16 protein-coding genes are annotated in these 18,059 nt (G+C 55.5%); 11 read left to right on the top strand and 5 right to left on the bottom strand.

Annotated elements, in window-relative coordinates:
• Positions 1 to 104 precede the first annotated feature (104 nt).
• The 5 genes from pheS to thrS form a co-directional block, all read right to left on the bottom strand.
• Positions 105 to 1,121 carry a phenylalanine--tRNA ligase subunit alpha gene (gene pheS, locus DXT88_RS16520; RefSeq protein ID WP_116433435.1) on the bottom strand — a complete coding sequence of 339 codons (1,017 nt, stop codon included), beginning with the start codon at positions 1,119 to 1,121 and terminating at the stop codon, positions 105 to 107.
• Positions 1,122 to 1,379: 258 nt separating this feature from the next.
• The gene (gene rplT, locus DXT88_RS16525; protein ID WP_007882754.1) at positions 1,380 to 1,739 is read right to left on the bottom strand and encodes a 50S ribosomal protein L20; all 360 of its coding nucleotides are present in this window, start codon (positions 1,737 to 1,739) and stop codon (positions 1,380 to 1,382) included.
• A 25-nt stretch (positions 1,740 to 1,764) separates the two neighbouring features.
• Entirely contained in the window at positions 1,765 to 1,962 is a 198-nt protein-coding gene (gene rpmI, locus DXT88_RS16530; protein ID WP_083830894.1) for a 50S ribosomal protein L35, read from the bottom strand.
• 262 nt (positions 1,963 to 2,224) lie between these two features.
• Positions 2,225 to 2,746 carry a translation initiation factor IF-3 gene (infC, locus tag DXT88_RS16535; protein ID WP_083457935.1) on the bottom strand — a complete coding sequence of 174 codons (522 nt, stop codon included), beginning with the start codon at positions 2,744 to 2,746 and terminating at the stop codon, positions 2,225 to 2,227.
• Positions 2,747 to 2,811: 65 nt separating this feature from the next.
• Positions 2,812 to 4,719, bottom strand: coding sequence for a threonine--tRNA ligase (thrS, locus tag DXT88_RS16540; RefSeq protein ID WP_029363350.1), 1,908 nt, complete (start codon positions 4,717 to 4,719; stop codon positions 2,812 to 2,814).
• Positions 4,720 to 5,931: 1,212 nt separating this feature from the next.
• On the opposite strand from thrS, the gene epsL reads away from it, so the two are divergent.
• The 11 genes from epsL to DXT88_RS16595 all read left to right on the top strand — a co-directional run bounded on the left by epsL (position 5,932) and on the right by DXT88_RS16595 (position 18,024).
• Positions 5,932 to 7,224: an XrtB/PEP-CTERM-associated polysaccharide biosynthesis outer membrane protein EpsL gene (gene epsL / locus DXT88_RS16545; protein WP_265215068.1), complete on the top strand. Its 1,293-nt coding sequence runs from the start codon at positions 5,932 to 5,934 to the stop codon at positions 7,222 to 7,224.
• Between the two features lie 11 nt (positions 7,225 to 7,235).
• Positions 7,236 to 8,627 (top strand): undecaprenyl-phosphate glucose phosphotransferase, encoded by a 1,392-nt coding sequence (locus DXT88_RS16550; RefSeq protein WP_265215070.1) that lies wholly within the window; start codon positions 7,236 to 7,238, stop codon positions 8,625 to 8,627.
• Positions 8,628 to 8,727: 100 nt separating this feature from the next.
• Positions 8,728 to 9,252, top strand: a complete 525-nt coding sequence (locus DXT88_RS16555; protein ID WP_265215072.1) for a hypothetical protein — start codon at positions 8,728 to 8,730, stop codon at positions 9,250 to 9,252.
• Positions 9,253 to 9,256: 4 nt separating this feature from the next.
• Positions 9,257 to 10,261 carry an EpsD family peptidyl-prolyl cis-trans isomerase gene (locus tag DXT88_RS16560; protein ID WP_238533962.1) on the top strand — a complete coding sequence of 335 codons (1,005 nt, stop codon included), beginning with the start codon at positions 9,257 to 9,259 and terminating at the stop codon, positions 10,259 to 10,261.
• Between the two features lie 119 nt (positions 10,262 to 10,380).
• A complete protein-coding gene (gene epsE / locus DXT88_RS16565) occupies positions 10,381 to 11,073 on the top strand; it encodes a polysaccharide export protein EpsE (protein WP_016833843.1) in 693 nt (230 codons plus the stop codon).
• A gap of 64 nt (positions 11,074 to 11,137) precedes the next feature.
• Positions 11,138 to 12,529 (top strand): chain length determinant protein EpsF, encoded by a 1,392-nt coding sequence (gene epsF, locus DXT88_RS16570; protein ID WP_016833842.1) that lies wholly within the window; start codon positions 11,138 to 11,140, stop codon positions 12,527 to 12,529.
• A gap of 37 nt (positions 12,530 to 12,566) precedes the next feature.
• Positions 12,567 to 13,448 (top strand): chain length determinant protein tyrosine kinase EpsG, encoded by an 882-nt coding sequence (gene epsG / locus DXT88_RS16575; RefSeq protein WP_029363348.1) that lies wholly within the window; start codon positions 12,567 to 12,569, stop codon positions 13,446 to 13,448.
• On the top strand, positions 13,448 to 14,722 hold the full coding sequence (locus DXT88_RS16580; protein WP_265215077.1) for a polysaccharide polymerase: 1,275 nt from the start codon (positions 13,448 to 13,450) through the stop codon (positions 14,720 to 14,722). The genes epsG and DXT88_RS16580 overlap by 1 nt, the downstream gene beginning before the upstream one ends.
• A complete protein-coding gene (locus DXT88_RS16585) occupies positions 14,712 to 15,833 on the top strand; it encodes a glycosyltransferase family 4 protein (protein WP_016833839.1) in 1,122 nt (373 codons plus the stop codon). The genes DXT88_RS16580 and DXT88_RS16585 overlap by 11 nt, the downstream gene beginning before the upstream one ends.
• An 11-nt stretch (positions 15,834 to 15,844) precedes the next feature.
• A complete protein-coding gene (locus tag DXT88_RS16590; RefSeq protein ID WP_265215081.1) occupies positions 15,845 to 16,954 on the top strand; it encodes an acyltransferase family protein in 1,110 nt (369 codons plus the stop codon).
• On the top strand, positions 16,951 to 18,024 hold the full coding sequence (locus DXT88_RS16595; RefSeq protein WP_029363345.1) for a glycoside hydrolase family 5 protein: 1,074 nt from the start codon (positions 16,951 to 16,953) through the stop codon (positions 18,022 to 18,024). Before DXT88_RS16590 ends, DXT88_RS16595 begins: the two co-directional genes overlap by 4 nt.
• The last annotated feature ends 35 nt before the right edge of the window (positions 18,025 to 18,059 follow it).

Consider the following 18,059-nt stretch of genomic DNA (forward strand, 5'->3'; position numbering starts at 1 on the left):
CAAACCTTCAGCTATGGTCCGGAAGTCCGGACAGTCCACAGTTTGCAGCGCAGCGCGGATGGTGTTCGCGCCGGCCCTGCATCACATTGTTCAATTGAATTGCGTCAGTTAAATTGTTTCAGGAAACGCAGATCGCCTTCGTAGAACAGGCGCAGGTCGCTGATGCCGTAGCGCAGCATCGTCAGGCGCTCGAGGCCGGAGCCGAACGCGAAGCCGATGTATTGCTCGGGATCGAGACCCATGTTGCGCACCACGCTCGGATGCACCTGGCCGGCGCCTGAAACTTCCAGCCAGCGGCCTTTCAGCGGACCGCTGCCGAAGGCGATGTCGATTTCCGCCGACGGTTCGGTGAACGGGAAATACGAAGGACGGAAGCGCACCTGCAGGTCGTCGGTCTCGAAGAAGGCCTTGACGAAGTTGAGGTAGACGCCCTTGAGGTCGGCGAAGCTGATGTCTTCGGCGATCCACAGGCCTTCGACCTGGTGGAACATCGGCGAGTGGGTCGCATCGCTGTCGACGCGATAGGTGCGGCCCGGGGCGATGACCTTGATCGGCGGCTTGTTCATGCGCGCGTAACGCACCTGCATCGGGCTGGTGTGCGTGCGCAGCAGCAGCGGCTTGCCCTGGGTGTCGTTGCCTTCGATGTAGAAGGTGTCCTGCATCGAACGCGCGGGATGGTTTTCCGGGCTGTTCAGTGCGGAGAAATTGGTCCAGTCGGTTTCGATTTCCGGACCGTCGGCAACGTCGAAGCCGATCGAACGGAAGATTTCTTCAACCCGTTCCCACGAGCGCATCACCGGATGGATGCCGCCCTTGGCGCGGCCGCGGCCTGGCAAGGTAACGTCGATCGCTTCGGCGTTCAGGCGTTCTTGCATCTGCGCGTTGGCGAGAGCGTCACGGCGCGCGGTCAGCGCATTCTCGATCTGCTCCTTGGCGGCATTGATGACGGCGCCCTGCACTTTGCGCTCTTCCGGCGCCAGCTTGCCCAGGCCCTTCATCTGCTCGGTGATCTGGCCGGTCTTGCCGAGATACTTGGCTTTGGCGTTTTCCAGGGCGGCGGCGTCAGGTGCGCCGGCGAAATCGGCCTGGGCCTGTGCAACGAGTTGTTCTAGGGAATTCATGCGGTAAGTCTCGCTCCATTCAGATGGAAGTCTGAGTAATCCAAAAGCCGTTCGGCTTTGACGACGAAGTCGAAAAAATGAAATCGAAAGTGAAATCGAAATGAAAACAGCTGCTTCAAAACTGCCGCAAATTACAGATTGAACGCAAGATAAAGCGGCCGTCTGAAACGACTACGGGGCACAGGTATTTCACCTCTGCCCCGCAGGATTTTTGCAGCGCCGTCCGGCACCGGACGACGGCTGCATCAACACGGCCAATTACTTAGCGATGTTGGCCTTCACCTGATTGACAATCGCAGCGAACGCTGGCTTGTCAGTCACGGCCATATCGGCCAGAACCTTACGGTCCAGTTCGATCGAAGCACGCTTCAGGCCGTTCATGAACACGCTGTATGTCACGCCATGCTCACGAGCAGCAGCGTTGATACGGGCGATCCACAATGCGCGGAAAACACGCTTCTTGTTGCGGCGGTCACGGTATGCGTATTGACCAGCACGCATGACTGCTTGCTTGGCGATACGATAGACGGTGCTGCGGCGACCACGGTAACCCTTGGCTTGCGCCAGGACTTTTTTATGACGGGCACGTGCTGTTACCCCACGTTTAACTCTAGGCATAGTAGCTCCTTAGTAATGAGTGAGGTTAAGCGTTCGGCATCATGCGCATGACTGATACGACGTCTGCAGCATTGACATTGGTAATACCGCGCAACTGGCGTTTAACTTTTGTGGTTTTCTTGGTCAAGATGTGACGCTTGAAAGCGTGACCACATTTGATCGTTCCACCTGGACGTACACGAAAGCGCTTTTTGGCGCTGCTTTTCGTCTTCATTTTTGGCATGACACTATCTGTCCTTTATTGGACAGCTCCATTTTTTGATGATTGCAGGTGGCAGCAATACGCTGCTCTTTGATGCCTGCTCTCACTTATTGGCAGCAATTTTCATTGCTGCTTTTGCGAGAAACAAAACAACTGCTTCCCGACAAAATCCTCGGCTTCGCTACAGCTATCGCTTGCTGGACCGGAATACGCATCGCAAAGACTTATCCTGCGATGCGCGAAGAAGCATGGCTGCTTCTTCTTTAATTCTGCTTGCTTACAATTACTTCTTCTTTTTAGGCGCCAGGACCATGATCATCTGGCGTCCTTCCATCTTTGGAAACTGCTCGACCTGGCCAAACGGCTCCAGGTCAACCTTCAAGCGCTCCAACACGCGCATGCCGATTTCCTGGTGAGCCATCTCACGGCCGCGGAAACGCAGCGTGATCTTGGTCTTGTCACCTTCTTCCAGGAACTTGGTCAGGTTACGCACCTTGATGTTGTAATCGCCGTCATCCGTGCCAGGGCGGAATTTGACTTCCTTGACCTGAATGACTTTCTGCTTCAGCTTGGCTTCATGAGCTTTCTTCTGCTCCTGATATTTGAATTTGCCATAATCCATCAGGCGCGCAACAGGAGGTTGTGCGGTCGGTGCGATTTCCACCAGATCCACATTAGCCTCTTCCGCCAGACGGAAAGCTTCAGCCAAATTGACGATGCCAAGCGGCTCGTTATTGACCCCGGATAAACGCAATTCCGGTGCAGTAATTTCACCGTTGATGCGATGCGACTTGTCAGTAGCTATTGCAGTTTCCTTTTAACGTCCAATAAATTAAGCCGTGCTCTTGCGCTGGAAGGAGCTTTGCTCCTTTAGGCTTTGGTTTCCACCTCGGTTCTGAGGCGCTCCACCAAGACGTCGATAGGCATGACACCCAGATCGACATTGCCCCGCGCACGCACGGCCACTGTGTTTGTATCGCGCTCTTTATCGCCGACCACCAGAATATAGGGCGGCTTCTGTAAAGAATGCTGCCGTATTTTATAGGTAATCTTCTCGTTACGCAAATCGGTCACCACTCTAAACCCTTGTTTTTTCAGCGTTTGAGCAACGTTTTTGACATAATCGGCTTGCGCATCGGAAATATTCAGGATCACAACTTGCTCAGGAGCAAGCCACAGCGGCATGGCACCGGCGTGATTTTCGATCAGAATCGCGATGAAACGCTCCAGCGAGCCGACAATCGCCCGGTGCAGCATGACCGGGACCTTGCGATCATTGTCTTCCGTGACATATTCCGCACCCAGGCGCGCCGGCATGGAGAAATCGACCTGCATCGTGCCGCATTGCCAGGAACGACCGATCGAATCCTTCAGGTGGTATTCGATCTTCGGACCGTAGAATGCGCCCTCGCCCGGCAGTTCTTCCCATTCTGTGCCGGAAGCACGGATGGCTTCACGCAAGGCGTTTTCGGCCTTGTCCCAGACGGCTTCTTCGCCGATACGCTTTTCCGGACGCAGCGCCAGCTTCACGGCGACGTCGGTAAAGCCGAAGTTGTCATAGACTTCACGCACCACCTTGTTGAAGGCGGCGACTTCGTCCTGGATCTGGTCTTCGGTACAGAAAATATGGCCGTCATCCTGAGTAAAGCCGCGCACGCGCATCATGCCATGCAACGCGCCGGACGGCTCGTTGCGGTGGCATTGGCCGAACTCGCCGTAACGCAGCGGCAGATCGCGGTAGCTGTGCAGGCCGGAGTTGTAGATCTGGATATGGCCCGGGCAGTTCATCGGCTTCAACGCATAAGCGCGGTTTTCCGACTCGGTCGTGAACATGTTTTCACGATAGTTTTCCCAGTGGCCGGTTTTTTCCCACAGCGAGCGGTCCAGGATTTGCGGTGCCTTGACTTCCTGATAGCCGCTGTCCTGGTACACGCGACGCATGTATTGCTCGACCTGCTGCCAGATCGACCAGCCCTTCGGATGCCAGAAAATCAGGCCTGGCGCTTCATCCTGAAAATGGAAAAAGTCCAGCGCGCGGCCCAGCTTGCGGTGATCGCGCTTTTCGGCCTCTTCCAGCATGTGCAGGTAGCTTTCCTGGTCTTCCTTCTTGGCCCAGGCGGTGCCGTAGACACGCTGCAACATCTCGTTGTTGGAGTCGCCGCGCCAGTAGGCGCCGGCCAGCTTCATCAGCTTGAACACCTTCAGCTTGCCGGTCGACGGCACGTGCGGACCGCGGCACAAGTCGGTGAAGCTGCCTTCGGTATAGAGCGACACATCCTGGTCTTGCGGGATGGATTCGATGATCTCGGCCTTGTAGGCTTCGCCGATGGATTTGAAGTAAGCCACGGCTTCGTCGCGCGGCAACACCTTGCGCGTGACGGGCTCGTCCTTCTTGGCCAGCTCGGCCATTTTCTTTTCGATCGCGGCCAGGTCTTCCGGCGTGAATGGACGCTTGTACGCGAAGTCGTAATAGAAGCCGTTGTCGATCACCGGCCCGATCGTCACCTGCGCATCGGGGAACAGTTCTTTCACGGCATACGCCAGCAAGTGGGCGGTCGAGTGGCGGATCACTTCCAGACCGTCCGCATCCTTGTCGGTGACGATCGCCAGATCGGAATCTTTTTCGATCAGGAAAGAAGTATCGACCAGCTTGCCGTCGACCTTGCCGGCCAGCGCCGCCTTGGCCAAACCCGCGCCGATGTTGGCGGCGACCTGCGCCACGGTGACGGGCGCATCGAATTGACGCTGCGAACCATCGGGGAGACGAACTGAAACCATTTTGAACTCCATCCCGGCAAATTTTGCCGAAGCTTGATTTATAAATGCGGAAAATAAGGACGAAAAAAAACGCGGACCAGCCGCGCTTTTTCAGAGACGAAAAAGAACCCGACTAGCGTCGCGTAGAGACCTTGGTGGTAGTTCGCGGTGTCATAACCGGTTTGCCTTTCTCGCTCTTACATGCTGAATAGGGAATACTGCAAAAACATGATTACACCATGCACTTTAAGCGTGCGACGATGCAACATCGCATAATTATAGCAAATTAGTAGCGTTGTTACGCTGCTTTGCAACGCACGGACAAGAAAGCCCGCCTACGCGCCAGCGATCAAATGGACTCCACTGCACGCCCGTCTAGGTAAAGTCTGCCCATGAGCTTGCACACCATGCGCACGAGCGGCTCACCTGTCTCAGCGGAACAGTTCCCTTGCTTGTTATTCCCGTCCAATTCCCAGATCTGGGGCTCTTCAGAAATCCAATTTGGTGCACCCCAACATCACAGTTGGCATCTTGTGAATTATTAAAAAGCAAGATGTAACAATTCGTTTTTAATCTGAACCTACACAGTTCCTCCCCGGTCTTAATGTTGTCCTGCAACATGCCATGAAAAACGCACCCGAGGCACTTCAAAAGGACCGTTGACTTTGAATTGCTTTAGAACGGCAGTCAATAAATGACCAAGCTGACTCTACTTATTTTCTTTATGGGCACAGCCATGCTTGCTCAGTAATTTGTTAAAGGAAGGACCATGCAAACAAACGTTCCCTCGCAGCTCCTGGCCCCCGCCTTAAAGAATAGTTCCGTCGCGATAAACGCCCATGCCAACCATTGCGTTCATTGCGAAACCTCCGTGCAATTCCGTTCATTATTTTTCGATTCAAGTCTTTAGAATTCCTCGCGTGGTTATGGTTATCGGTGACAAGCGTTCTGATTGCCGCTAGTGCATCTTGACGCAAAGCGATAACTGCGAGGCGGCGGCACGCACGTGCACAGCCGACACCAGATTTTTTTATGCAATTGCCACCTGCCTGAATCACTCCAACGATTCAGAGCAATGGTCTCTCGTCGCGCTTAGAAAAACACAAAGCGGCTTATCGGCGTACATCCTTACTATTTTTCGGCCTGCTCGCCATGTAATGAGCAGTCGTAAAAACGGTCTGTGGTGCGCAGTTACGCGTTTGTACGTCATTCTTTATGCCAGAAAGATCATTGATGAGCAGACCAATAAAAAGCCTCGTCGGAAGACGTGTCCTGTTTTGCGGTTTACCGTGGAAAAGCGTTCTCCTGATACCGATGTGCTCTTGCGCAGCAGCACCGGCCTTTGCCGGGGATGCTGTGCAGACCGACTATATTCCGCCGCCCGACATCGTCATTCCTACACCGGATGCCGTCACGCCGTATGTGGGTTACGGCATCAGCTACGACAGTAATCTGCTGAGATTGCCAAGTGCGGCGTCTGCGCAAACCATGGGGATCGGCAGCAATTTATCCGATTTCACACGCAGCGCACTATTCGGCCTGACGGTGGACAAGACTTTCAGTCAGCAACACCTCACGGCCAATCTGAATGCCGCCAAAGTCAATTACGACAGATTCAGCCAACTCGATCATATCGACAAAAATGCAGCGCTGAATTGGAACTGGCATGCCGGTCAACAGTTTCAGGGCAATGTCGGCACCAGCTATACGCAAGGCCTGACACCTTTCATCGACTTCCATTTACTGGAACGTAATTTACGCACCACCGAGAAGTTTTACGCAGACGGCAGCTGGCTGCTAGGGCCCAGCTGGCGTCTGCGGGGCGGACTGGTGCACAGCAAGTTATGGTACGACCTCGCATCGCAACAACCAGGCAACAACACCCAGAATCAAGAGGAACTGGGATTGGATTATCTGGCTCCCAGCGGCAGTACCATCGGCCTGCAGCTGCGTCATATCAAAGCCGACTATCCCAATCCGGAATTGAACGGCGCCATCGCGGTCTTGAACGGCTATAGCCAGGACGAACTCAAGGCCAAGGTCGATTGGCTGTTAACCGGCAAGACCACGCTGCATTTTCTGGGCGGCTGGGTGAGCCGCAAACAGGATGAATTTTCTTCGCGCAATTTCAGCGGCATCAATACGCGCGTCTCCGCCGATTGGCTGGCCACGGGAAAAATTGCAGTGTCCGTCGCCGGCTGGCGGGAAATCGGTGCGATCGATGACGTCTCCGTCGTGTATTCGCTGAATCACGGCGCCAGCATTGGATCGAGTTGGCAATATTCTGAACAGATCCGGCTGGTGGCGCAATACAGATATATAGAAAGAAATTTCAACCAATCATCCGAGCTGGGCGCCGCCTATCCCAACGACACGTTGCGCGACATGGCACTGAGCCTGGTCTATAACCCGACCCGGCAATGGCGCATCCAGCTGTCTGGCACGCGTAGCACCCAGACCCTCCAGAATGCTGCGGGTGGCTACGTAAGCAACGGCGTGATGCTCACCACACGCTATACGTTTTGAGGTGACCGATCATGACCGAAAATGACATCCCCCTGGTTTCATTCTTCAAACGCCTGCTCGACCCGCTGATTATTCTTGGCTCCTTGTACATGAGCATCTTGATACAGGACGAAGTATTCACGGGCAGCTATCTGGTGTTGATGATCATCGCCTTCTTCGTATCCTCCTATATCTACGAACAGATCGACCTGTATCGCACTTTGCACGTCGGCAAACAACATGCGTATGCCGTTGATATTTTTCTGGGATGGGCGATCATCATCACCCTTCTGGCGCTCATTGGACAAGGTACCGGCTTGCGCTATGAGTTTTCCGACAAGGTCATCGCCATCTGGTTTGTCAGCGCGCCGGTTGCATTGCTGCTGAGCCGGTTGACTGCGTACATGCTGGCCTTCCACTTCGGCAAGCATCCGGAAGTGCGCTCTGCGGTGATCGTCGGCACCAACGACCCTGAGGGCGGCATGCTTAGCCGTCTGGCATCGCAGGGCAAGGCAAGTCAGAGTCTCGACATCCGCGGATTCTTTGCCAATCCGGATGAATTGGCGAACCTGCACGCGCCTTTTTCCAGCCCTCACCTTGGCGCCATTGCCGATGTCAGCGCGTATGTCCAGGAACACAAGATCAGAACGATCTTTATCTGCCTGCCCATGACGGAGCAACACAAAGTTCTGGCGCTGATGGAAGAATTGCGCGACACCACGGCCTCGGTCTATCTGGTGCCGGATATCTATACCCATGGTTTCATACAAGCTCGCCTTGATCATGTCGGCGGTGTGCCGGTGATCGGCATCTGGGAAACACCCTTCACCGGCCTGCGCGGTGTCGTCAAGCGCGGCAGCGACATTGTTTTGGCCTTGATGATTCAGCTCATGTTGTTGCCCGTCATGCTGGTGATTGCCTGCGGCGTCAAACTTTCATCCCCCGGAAAAATCATCTTTGCTCAGCGCCGTTATGGCCTGAATGGCGAAGAAATCGTGGTCTATAAATTTCGTTCAATGACGGTCGCAGAAGACGGCGACAAAGTCGATCAGGCCAAAAAGAACGACGTTCGCGTTACCCGTTTTGGCGGATTTTTACGGCGCACCTCGCTCGACGAATTGCCGCAATTTTTTAACGTGCTGCAGGGGCGTATGAGTATCGTCGGTCCACGCCCCCACGCAGTCGCACATAACGAGCTTTATCGAAAACTCATCAGCGGCTATATGTTGCGGCACAAGGTGAAGCCCGGCATTACCGGCTGGGCCCAGGTAAACGGCTATCGCGGCGAGACCGATACCCTGGACAAAATGCGTTCGCGCATTGCATACGACCTTGAATACCTGCGCAATTGGTCCTTGACGCTGGATTTATGGATCATCGTTCGCACCGTCAAAGAAGTCTTGAAAAAAGATAACGCTTACTGATTGATCCATAGCAAAAAAGGATGGCAGGAGACATAGCCACGATCGCATGCAGCGCTGGAGATCGATCCCGATGTGATGAATTTTTATCTGGAGAAGCATCATGCAAAGAACCAAGTTGTTGATGACCGTTTTATTTACCACTTCTTGCGACGCTGCCAGCGCCGCCACGCCGCTTTTTGAAATTGATACAAACCAGCACAGGGGAACGTATGTGCAGGCCGTCGATGCTTATCCAGCCAGCGTGATCAATCCACTGCCGGCGTTGCCAGGCAGCCGTGCAACGCCTTCCGCCGGGCTGGTCTCCGCTGCTTCTGTGGTCTTTGGCGAAACGGATGCCGCTCGCGATACTGCGTCCCTGGGCGGCCAGTTGCTTGCGGTGGGCTATTCACCTGCCCTCAACAGTCCGATGGAAGTGGCATCAACGACCTCCACACTGAATATTACGGATGATTCCCTGTTTTATTTCCTGCGGGATTTTCAGGCGCAGCCGCTACAAAAACCTGCACGCTGGAGCCTGTTTCTGCTAGGGATTGGCTTCTTGCTGTATCAGATCCGGCCGCGCTCGATGCGGGCTTCGATCGGCTTCCCGTCCACATCGATATCGGCTGCGCCAAGGATTGCGTGATTCCATGCTAACCATGGCTCTTTATCCAATGGAGAAAATGTCGACTGCTTTTTCACAACGAAAGGCAGTCGGCATTGCACTCTTGCTGACTGTCGTGAGTTTGTCGGCTTGCGGCGATAAGGAAAAAAATACCGGCAAAGTGCTGGCCCGTGTCGATGGCAAACCGATCACCGCGTTTCAGCTGGAAACCGAATTGAAGTATGCCGGCGGCGCCAAAGGCATGGAGCAACATCCGCCAGTACGCGGGCAGGCACTGGAGGCCTTGATTGATCGCCAGATCCTGCTCGACGAAGCCATGCGCAACAAGCTCGACCGCAATCCGAAATTGATACAGGTCGTCAATCGTTTCAAGACCCAGGCGATTGTCCAGGCCTACCTGGAATCGATAGAGGCAAACCGGGTAAAACCGTCCAGGGCGGAAGTCGATGCCTATTTCAAAGCGCACCCGGAACTGTTTGCGAATCGGAAGATTTTTAATATCCAGCAGTTGAGTATTGTTGACCGCGACCTGAGCTTGCCGCTCAAGACGATGATGGATTCTGCCCGCTCCCTGGATCAGATCGAAAGCTGGTTGAAAAAGCATGCCATTGCCTATGACAAAGGCAAGCTTTCCTATACCAGCGGCGAATTGCCGCCCGACGTTGCCGAACGGCTTCAGAAGCTCAGGCACAACCGTTTCTTTATCTTGAAAGACGGGCAGCGAGACCGGTTGTGCATGTTGACCGAGTGGAAAGATAGCCCCGTCACAGAGGAAATCGCGTACCCGCAGATCGAGCGCTATCTGCTCAACAAAAAAATGCAGGAAGTCTCCGCGGCAGAAATTGCACGGCTGCGGTCTGCGGCGAAGATCGAATACGTCGAGAAACCCGCTGCATTGATAGTTGAGAACACATCGACTTTAGTCATGACCTTGCCCGGCCAACCAAAGACTGCCGCCGCCAATGCCCCCGCCGTGCATGCAGACCGCCATTTTGTCCAAGACAAATCCATCGTTGCAATCACCAAATAAGGTACAGGATGAATATGATGAAACCACGATTCCCTCAAGCCATACTGGCAATCTGGTTGCTGCTTCTTTGCTGCACTTCCGCGTTCGCAGCGGATACGCCATTAGGGGCCGGCGATACCGTGAAAATCTCGGTCTTCGGCAATCCCGATCTGAACCTGGAAACGCAAGTCAGCGATGCCGGCGACATCACCTTTCCGCTGATCGGCAATGTCGGCGTCGGCGGCTTGCCTGTCGCCGACGCCGAAAAGAAAATCTCCGCGCTGCTGACGCAAGGAGGCTTCCTGCGTAAGGCACAAGTCAACATTCTCGTCACCAAGGTGCAAAGCCAGATGGTGTCGGTGCTCGGGCAGGTCTTGCATCCCGGACGCTATGTCATCAGCGGCCAGCGCAAGGTAACGGACATGCTGGCGATGGCCGGCGGCGTCGGCCCCGACGGCGGCGATACCGTCACCGTCATTGGCATGCGCAATGGCCAGTCCAGCAAACAAGTGATCAATCTGGCTCAGATAGTTCATTCACCCGAGATGACACCGGATCTGGAATTGCGCAACGGCGACACGGTGTATGTCGATCGCGCGCCGAAATTCTATATCTACGGTGAAGTGCAGCATCCCGGCGGCTACCGGCTGGAAGCCGACATGACTGTGCTGCAAGCCTTGTCCGTGGGCGGCGGATTGACCCCACGCGGCACCGAACGCGGCCTGCGGATCAAACGACGCGATGCCAGCGGCAATCTGCAAATGATCGACGCAAAGAACAATACGGTGCTGAAGGCAGATGACATCGTGTATGTGAAAGAGAGTTTGTTCTGATGCACACCGCTATCGAACGATTCTTTCGCCGCCATTTTTCGGCCTGCAACAGGACGGAGTTGCCATGACTTTTTTTCAGATACGGACCATCGTCCGCACGCGCTACAAACTCATTCTGACGACCTTGCTGATCGTGATAGCGGCGACCGTCGCGGTGAGTCTCGCCTTGCCAAAAACCTATCGGGCAACGACCTCATTGCTGCTCAACTACAAGGGCACCGACCCCGTCTCCGGTCACGTTCTGGCGGCGCAACAGGTATCCGGCTACATGGCGACTCAAATGGACATCGTCACCAGCAGGAGCGTAGCGCTGAAAGTGGTTGACAATCTGAGGCTGGCCGACGACCCCAATGCCCAACAACGCTACCAGAAGGTCGCCAATGGCAACGTCTCAATGCGCGACTGGTTAGCCGATTCCTTGTTGAAGATGGTAGAGCTGGCGCCTTCGAGGGAAAGCAGCGTGATCGAAATCAGCGCCAAAGGCAGCGATCCGAAATTCGTTGCCAGCGTTGCCAACGCCTTCGCCGCAGCCTATCAGCAGATCAACTTGCAAATCAAGCTGGCCCCTTTGCAGCAGGCTTCGCAGTATTTCTCGACGCAAGTCAAGACCTTGCGCAGCGCTTTGGAACAGGCGCAAAACAAACTCTCAAAATATCAGCAAGATCACGGTATCGTCAGCACGGACAGCAGTGTCGACGTCGCCACTGCACGCCTGAACGAATTGTCGACCCAACTGGTCCAGGCCCAGAGCCAGGCCATCGAAGCATCCTCGCGCGGCAGCCAGGCCATGGGCCGCGATGGCAGGGACTCGCCGGATGTGGCGAGCAACATGCTGATCCAAAATCTGAAAGCGTCTTTGGCGCAAGCGCAAGCGAAGTTCGCGATGCTGTCGCAAAACCTGGACCACAACCATCCTCAGTACCAGGCCGCCAAAGCCGAGGTCGACAGATTGCAGGCGGCACTGAACAACAGCATCAGTTCAACCAATAACAGCGTGGCCAATAACGGCCGTATCTTGCGCCAGCGCGAAGCAGAAATACGCGCAGCCTTGGAGGCACAGACTGCCAAGCTGCTGCAGATGAATCGGGCGCGCGATGAATTGTCGGTGCTCAGCAAGGATGTGGAAAACGCCCAGCACGCCTATGACGCTGCCGCGCAGCGGCTGGCCCAGACCGACCTGGAAGGTAATGCCAACCAATCCGACGTGGTGCTGCTGAATCCAGCCGTGATCCCGGGACGACCGGCCAGCCCGAATATCGCGCTCAATGCCGTGCTGGCAGTATTGCTTGGCGCCACGTTGGGCCTGGCGCTGGCGATCCTGGCTGAACTGACCAACCGGCGCGTGCGATCCAGCGATGACTTGCTGACGGTATTGCAAGCGCCAGTGCTGGGAGCCGTCGCCTGGAGAAAACCGCTACGCAAGTCTGGATTTTCAAATCTTTTTTTATCGCATTGATCGCCAGACATCCAGACCAGCTTGACAGGGAGCCCACATGAACAAACCTATGCATTCCATACTGAGCGCCGCCAACACAGCATCATCATATAAGGACTCTCACATCGGCCACATGCTGGTTGAGCAAGGCAAGCTCACACTGCAGCAGGTCGAAACGGTGCGTCTGATGCAAAAACGCGAGGGCCTGCGTTTCGGCGAGGCGGCAAAACGTCTCGGCTTGATCTGTGAAGATGATATCCAGCAAGTGTTGTCGCGTCAGTTCGACTATCCCTACCTGCAAGATGGCAGCGGCAATTTTCCCTCGACGCTGATCGCCGCTTACCGTCCGTTCAGCGTGGAGGTCGAAGAGTTGCGTTCAATACGCAGCCAGCTGATGTCGCGCTGGTTCAGCGCCAGCCGCAAGAAACTCGCCGTTACCAGTGTCAACTCCGGTGACGGCACCAGCTTGCTGACAGCCAACCTGGCCGTGGTCTTTGCGCAACTGGGAGTGCAGACGCTGGTGGTCGATGCGAATTTGCGTGCGCCGCGTCAGCATCATATCTTCAATCTGCCGACCGAGAGCGGGTTAGCCGATGTCTTGGCTGGGCGCAGCGACCTGAACATGATCGAGATGATTGATTCATTTGTCGATCTGTCGCTGTTGCCAGCCGGATCTCCCGCCCCCAATCCACAGGAATTGCTCAACCGCGCCAGCTTCAATGCGGTCAATCAAACCCTGTGCGAACGCTTCGACGTCGTCTTGTACGACACCCCTGCGTTGCTCAGCACGGGCGATGCCTTGGCTGTCGCCGCGCGTGCCGGTGGCGTATTGCTGGTGATCCGCAAAGATCATACGCGGATCAGCGATCTTGCCAACGTCAGCGATCAGTTGCGGCACAGCGGCGCCGAAATCGTCGGTTCTGTCATGGTGAGTTTCTGATGAATGGGAGCCAGATCATGCAGCCGGGGCAGCCGGGGCAGCCGGGGCAGATGGCCGGCAGTCCGGCTCAGGCCCAGCTCCGTCTGGCCACGCCGGCTTTCTGGATACTGCTGAGCGCGCTGACTTATCAGGCCTTGCTGTGCGCGATTCACACCAATCTGCACAACATCTCCATGACCGATGTCGCGCTGGCCGAAGCGGTCATCTATCTCGCCTGCATCGTCGTACTGGCGCGGCGCGTCCAGCTCGAACTGCTGGTCATCGGCAGTCTCACCGCGGCCTATCTGTTGCTGTGGGCAATCTTGCGCAATCAGCTCGACCCCAAGGGATTCCGGGATGTGATGATTCCCATCCTGTTTTATGGCCTGGGGCGGCAGCTGGGCAGCGTGCCATACGCCGACCGTGTGCTGAAGTGGTTGATTGCACTGGTGCTGGTGTTCGGTTTTTTCGAATTGTTTTTACTGGACTGGTTTTCCCGCATCTTCAATATCTTTTCCTACTACGTGAGCCAGGGCGGTCTGGCGGCAGGTTCCAACTGGGCCACGGGTAGCGTATTGGGATTGAACGGCATCCGGCCGGAAGGAATCGGCCGCACCATCTTGCCATCCCTGCTCGGCAACCATCGCATCTCGTCCATTTTTCTGGAGCCGGTATCGTTGGGAAATTTTGCCGTCATCGTCGCCGCCTGGGGGCTGGTCAAGAACCGCGAGCAGATCAAGGAGGCAGTTTTTTTCGTGCTGGCGGCCGCCGTCATGATCGCCTTGAGTGATTCGCGCTACGGCATGATTACCGTGGCGCTTCTGGTGCTGCTGCGTTGCCTGCCGCTGGGGAAACACCATGGATGGATGATGCTCTTGCCGGCGATCTGCGTTGCCCTGCTGATTTTTCTGGCAACTTATTTCGGCACCCAGTATGGCGACAACATCGTCGGCCGCCTGTATGTCAGCGGCCGAACCTTGCAGAGCCTGGACCTGCCCATGATCTTCGGCCTGGATGGCTTCAACACCAATTACGGCGACATGGGCTATCCCTCCCTGCTCACCCGACTGGGCTTGCTGCTCTGCCTGTTTCTGTGGGCCGCGTTCTGGATGATCAACATGCAAGACCCGCGCGGCGCACGTCTGCGCGCATCCGCCACGGTGTACATCTCACTCATTCTATGTGTCAGCGGAACGTCTCTTTTTGCATTGAAAACTGCCGGGATCTTATGGTTTCTGATCGGCTGCATGGCAAGCCGCCAGAGTGATGAAAAGGAAAATCGACATGCCTATTAAAGTCACGCATATCGTGCGCCAATATGCCCCGTCCATCGGTGGCATGGAAAATGTGGTTCAGAATATTGCCCGCCTGCAGCGCGAGCAGCACGGACAGCTTCCCAGGATAGTTACGCTCAATCGCCTGTTCAGGAACTCTGCCGAACTGCTCGAACCGGAAGCCTTGATCAACGGCGTCGGCGTCGTACGCCTGCCGTATCACGGCACCAGCCGCTACCCCTTTTGCCCGCAAGTTCTGGGGCATCTGGAAGACGCCGATGTAATACATGTGCATGGCATCGATTTCTTCTTTGACTACCTGGCCGCGACTAAAAAACTGCACAAGCGGCCGCTGGTGGCATCCACGCATGGCGGCTTTTTTCACACCAAGTTTGCATCCGGGCTCAAGCGACTCTATTTCAATACCATCACGCGCGCTTCCTGCATGGCTTACGACAAGATCATCGCCACCAGCGACAACGACGGCGATATTTTCCGCGACATTGTCAAATCGCCGAAACTGAGCGTGATCGAGAACGGCGTCGATGTCGAGAAATACCGGGATCATTCCTCAGTTGAATCGACCCGGACGCTGATCTATTTCGGCCGCTGGTCGGCCAACAAAGGCTTGCTGGAAATGCTGGACCTGTTCAAACAACTGGCCACGCGCGAATCCGGCTGGAAACTGATCATCGCCGGCCGCGAATACGATCTCGGCGCGGAGCAATTGCGGGACCTGGTGGTGCAACAGCATTTGACGGCGGCGGTGCAGATTGTTGCGAACCCTTCTGATCATGAATTGGCGGCCTTGATCCGCCAATCCAGCTATTTCATCTGCCTGTCCCGGCACGAAGGTTTCGGCATCGCGCCGATTGAAGCAATGAGTGCCGGACTGATTCCGATATTGAGCGATATTCCACCGTTTCGCCATCTGCTCGAACACGCTCCCGCCGGTTTGGTACTGACGCAAGAAAATGTGGCGGCCAAGGTCGCGCAAATAGCCAGACTGCACGAAGAAACAAGCTCTGATTACGCACGCCGGCGCGCGCAAGTGCAGTCGTTCGTCGAACGCTATAGCTGGCGGCGTATCGCGACCAAGTATGTCGACGTCTATCAAACCTTGCTGAATTGATGGTGGCAGCGATGGATCAGCCAGGAAATCACGACAGAATCGACGCCATCACGGGATTGCGCGGCATGGCCGCGCTGCTGGTGGTGTATGGCCATAGCGTGGAATGGTTTGCACTGCCATGGAAAAACCATTTATCCGGAGAACTCGGCGTGATGATTTTCTTCTCGCTCAGTGGTTTTTTGATGGCCTATCTTTATCTGGACAAGCAATTCTCGATCAAGACAGTCACTGAATATGCCATCCACAGATTTTCCAGAATTGCGCCGGCTTATCTGGTCATTTTGCTGGCGTCCTTTTTCATCTATACACAGCTTGATCCGCATTTTGTCTACAACATATCTGAACAAAACATCCTGCGCCATCTGCTCTTCTCGGGCAACGTATCGGTATTCTGGAGCATCACGCCCGAGGTTGAATTCTATTTCCTGTTTGTGTTGTTCTGGGCTGCTGTCAGCCGCTACCGGAGCCGGAGGGAGCTGCTCCCGCTACTGCTGCTGGTGCTGTGCAGTCTGATTTTGTTGTCGTATCGGGCTTCTTTTCCAGGCACCTTCCTCGGCTCGAAACTGCATTATTTTCTGTTCGGCGCCGGCGCCGGCATGCTCCGCTCGGTCGTCAGATCCGATCGGCAGCGAGACCGCACCTCACTGAGCTTGCTGCATGCCGTGCTGGCCGTCTCGACCATATTGATTCTCTGCGGCTGGCTGCCACTGGCTTTTTCCAGCAACAACACCTTCTATGACAGCGTTCTGGGCGCCGTTTTCGGTGCCTTGATCGTGTTTTGCCTGTCGTTTCCATCCGCACTCGGGGCGATCGTTTTTGAAAACAAATTCATCCTCTTGTGCGGGGAATGCAGTTTTTCCATTTATCTGCTGCACATGCCCGTGATTTATCTGTTTCGCCAGTGGCATCCGGAATCCTTGCAATCCCCCCTGCAGCTCTTGTTACTGGCGCCGTTTATCGCGCTGGTCCTGCTGTTTTCCTGGCTCAGCTATCGCTTCGTCGAGCGCCCCGGAGCACGGCTCATCAAATCCGCGGGGAAGACCTTGCAGCACAAAGTCCTGCCATTTTTTGCGCTGGCGGACGATCCCCCTGCTGTGCCAACCGAAAGTGAGATCAGATGATAAAGCGCCTATCGATCACGGCACGTAAGTGCCCTTGGCAATGGTCCGCCCTGGCCAGCCATGTACGACGCATGCTCGGTCTGGCGCTATTGGCTGCCGGCTTCCTGTCCGGCCATGCGGCCGTGGCCGGCTGCCTGGACGGCAAGCGGCTGGCAGGCGTCAACCTGAGCGGGCCGGAGTTCGCCGCCGAAAAATTGCCCGGAACGGTCTTCAAGGACTACGGCTATCCTGATCCCGACGACATGCGTTACTTTCAATCCGCGGGCATGAACACATTCCGCTTGCCGTTCCTGTGGGAAAGGATACAGCCGCAATTATTCGGTCCACTGGATGAAGCGGAAGTGCAACGAATAGAACAAACCGTCGCTACCGCCCGTTCGCTAGGCGCCTGCATCATCCTTGATGTGCATAACTTTGGCGAATATCGCGGCAAGCCGCTCGACTCCCCGGCGGTACCGCGCAAGGCATTTTTCGACTTGTGGAGCCGGCTTCTGGCCCGTTTCAAGGCCCCCGAAAACACTGCTTTCGGCTTGATGAACGAGCCCAGCAAATTGCCGATTGCAGCATGGGCAGGAGTGGCTCAGGAAACGCTTGATATCTTGCGCAAAAACGGATCGCGTCATCTGATCCTGGTCGCCGGTGGCAGCTGGAGCGGCGCCCATGCCTGGTTCGCGAAAGAGCAAGGTGTATCGAATGCGGATGCCTTCAGCCAGTTTCACGACCCCGCCAACAATTACCTGATCGAAGTGCATCAATACGCGGATGCCGATTTCTCCGGCACCCAAAAAAGTTGTATCGATCCTGGCCGCCTGAATGCGGTCATGAACGCGATCACCACATGGGCCAAGGCGACCAAGCAGCGTTTGTTCCTGGGCGAGTTCGGCGTCGCCCCCACGCCACCCTGCCTGCAGGCGTTGAGCGCCATCGTGGGAGGCATGCAGGACCGCGCAGCCTGGGGCGGCTGGACCTATTGGACCAGCAGCAAATGGCTGGGCGACTATCCGTTCAACCTGGGACCCGACAGTAATGGCGACAAGCCGCAGATGGCCATTTTGAAAACCGGCCTGTAGGCCGTGTCCATTTCCATGTATGGGATGTAACAAGC

This window comes from Herbaspirillum lusitanum, assembly GCF_026127345.1.
In the GTDB taxonomy this organism is placed as follows: domain Bacteria; phylum Pseudomonadota; class Gammaproteobacteria; order Burkholderiales; family Burkholderiaceae_D; genus Herbaspirillum; species Herbaspirillum lusitanum.

What these genes read in the sequence shown, in the direction of transcription:
- epsL (WP_265215068.1), top strand. Translation starts at nt 5,932, where the DNA reads ATGAGCAGACCAATAAAAAGCCTCGTCGGAAGACGTGTCCTGTTTTGC.
- rpmI (WP_083830894.1), bottom strand. Translation starts at nt 1,962, where the DNA reads ATGCCAAAAATGAAGACGAAAAGCAGCGCCAAAAAGCGCTTTCGTGTA.
- epsG (WP_029363348.1), top strand. Translation starts at nt 12,567, where the DNA reads ATGAACAAACCTATGCATTCCATACTGAGCGCCGCCAACACAGCATCA.
- epsF (WP_016833842.1), top strand. Translation starts at nt 11,138, where the DNA reads ATGACTTTTTTTCAGATACGGACCATCGTCCGCACGCGCTACAAACTC.
- thrS (WP_029363350.1), bottom strand. Translation starts at nt 4,719, where the DNA reads ATGGTTTCAGTTCGTCTCCCCGATGGTTCGCAGCGTCAATTCGATGCG.
- DXT88_RS16590 (WP_265215081.1), top strand. Translation starts at nt 15,845, where the DNA reads ATGGATCAGCCAGGAAATCACGACAGAATCGACGCCATCACGGGATTG.
- DXT88_RS16555 (WP_265215072.1), top strand. Translation starts at nt 8,728, where the DNA reads ATGCAAAGAACCAAGTTGTTGATGACCGTTTTATTTACCACTTCTTGC.
- DXT88_RS16560 (WP_238533962.1), top strand. Translation starts at nt 9,257, where the DNA reads ATGCTAACCATGGCTCTTTATCCAATGGAGAAAATGTCGACTGCTTTT.
- DXT88_RS16580 (WP_265215077.1), top strand. Translation starts at nt 13,448, where the DNA reads ATGAATGGGAGCCAGATCATGCAGCCGGGGCAGCCGGGGCAGCCGGGG.
- DXT88_RS16585 (WP_016833839.1), top strand. Translation starts at nt 14,712, where the DNA reads ATGCCTATTAAAGTCACGCATATCGTGCGCCAATATGCCCCGTCCATC.
- DXT88_RS16595 (WP_029363345.1), top strand. Translation starts at nt 16,951, where the DNA reads ATGATAAAGCGCCTATCGATCACGGCACGTAAGTGCCCTTGGCAATGG.
- pheS (WP_116433435.1), bottom strand. Translation starts at nt 1,121, where the DNA reads ATGAATTCCCTAGAACAACTCGTTGCACAGGCCCAGGCCGATTTCGCC.
- DXT88_RS16550 (WP_265215070.1), top strand. Translation starts at nt 7,236, where the DNA reads ATGACCGAAAATGACATCCCCCTGGTTTCATTCTTCAAACGCCTGCTC.
- rplT (WP_007882754.1), bottom strand. Translation starts at nt 1,739, where the DNA reads ATGCCTAGAGTTAAACGTGGGGTAACAGCACGTGCCCGTCATAAAAAA.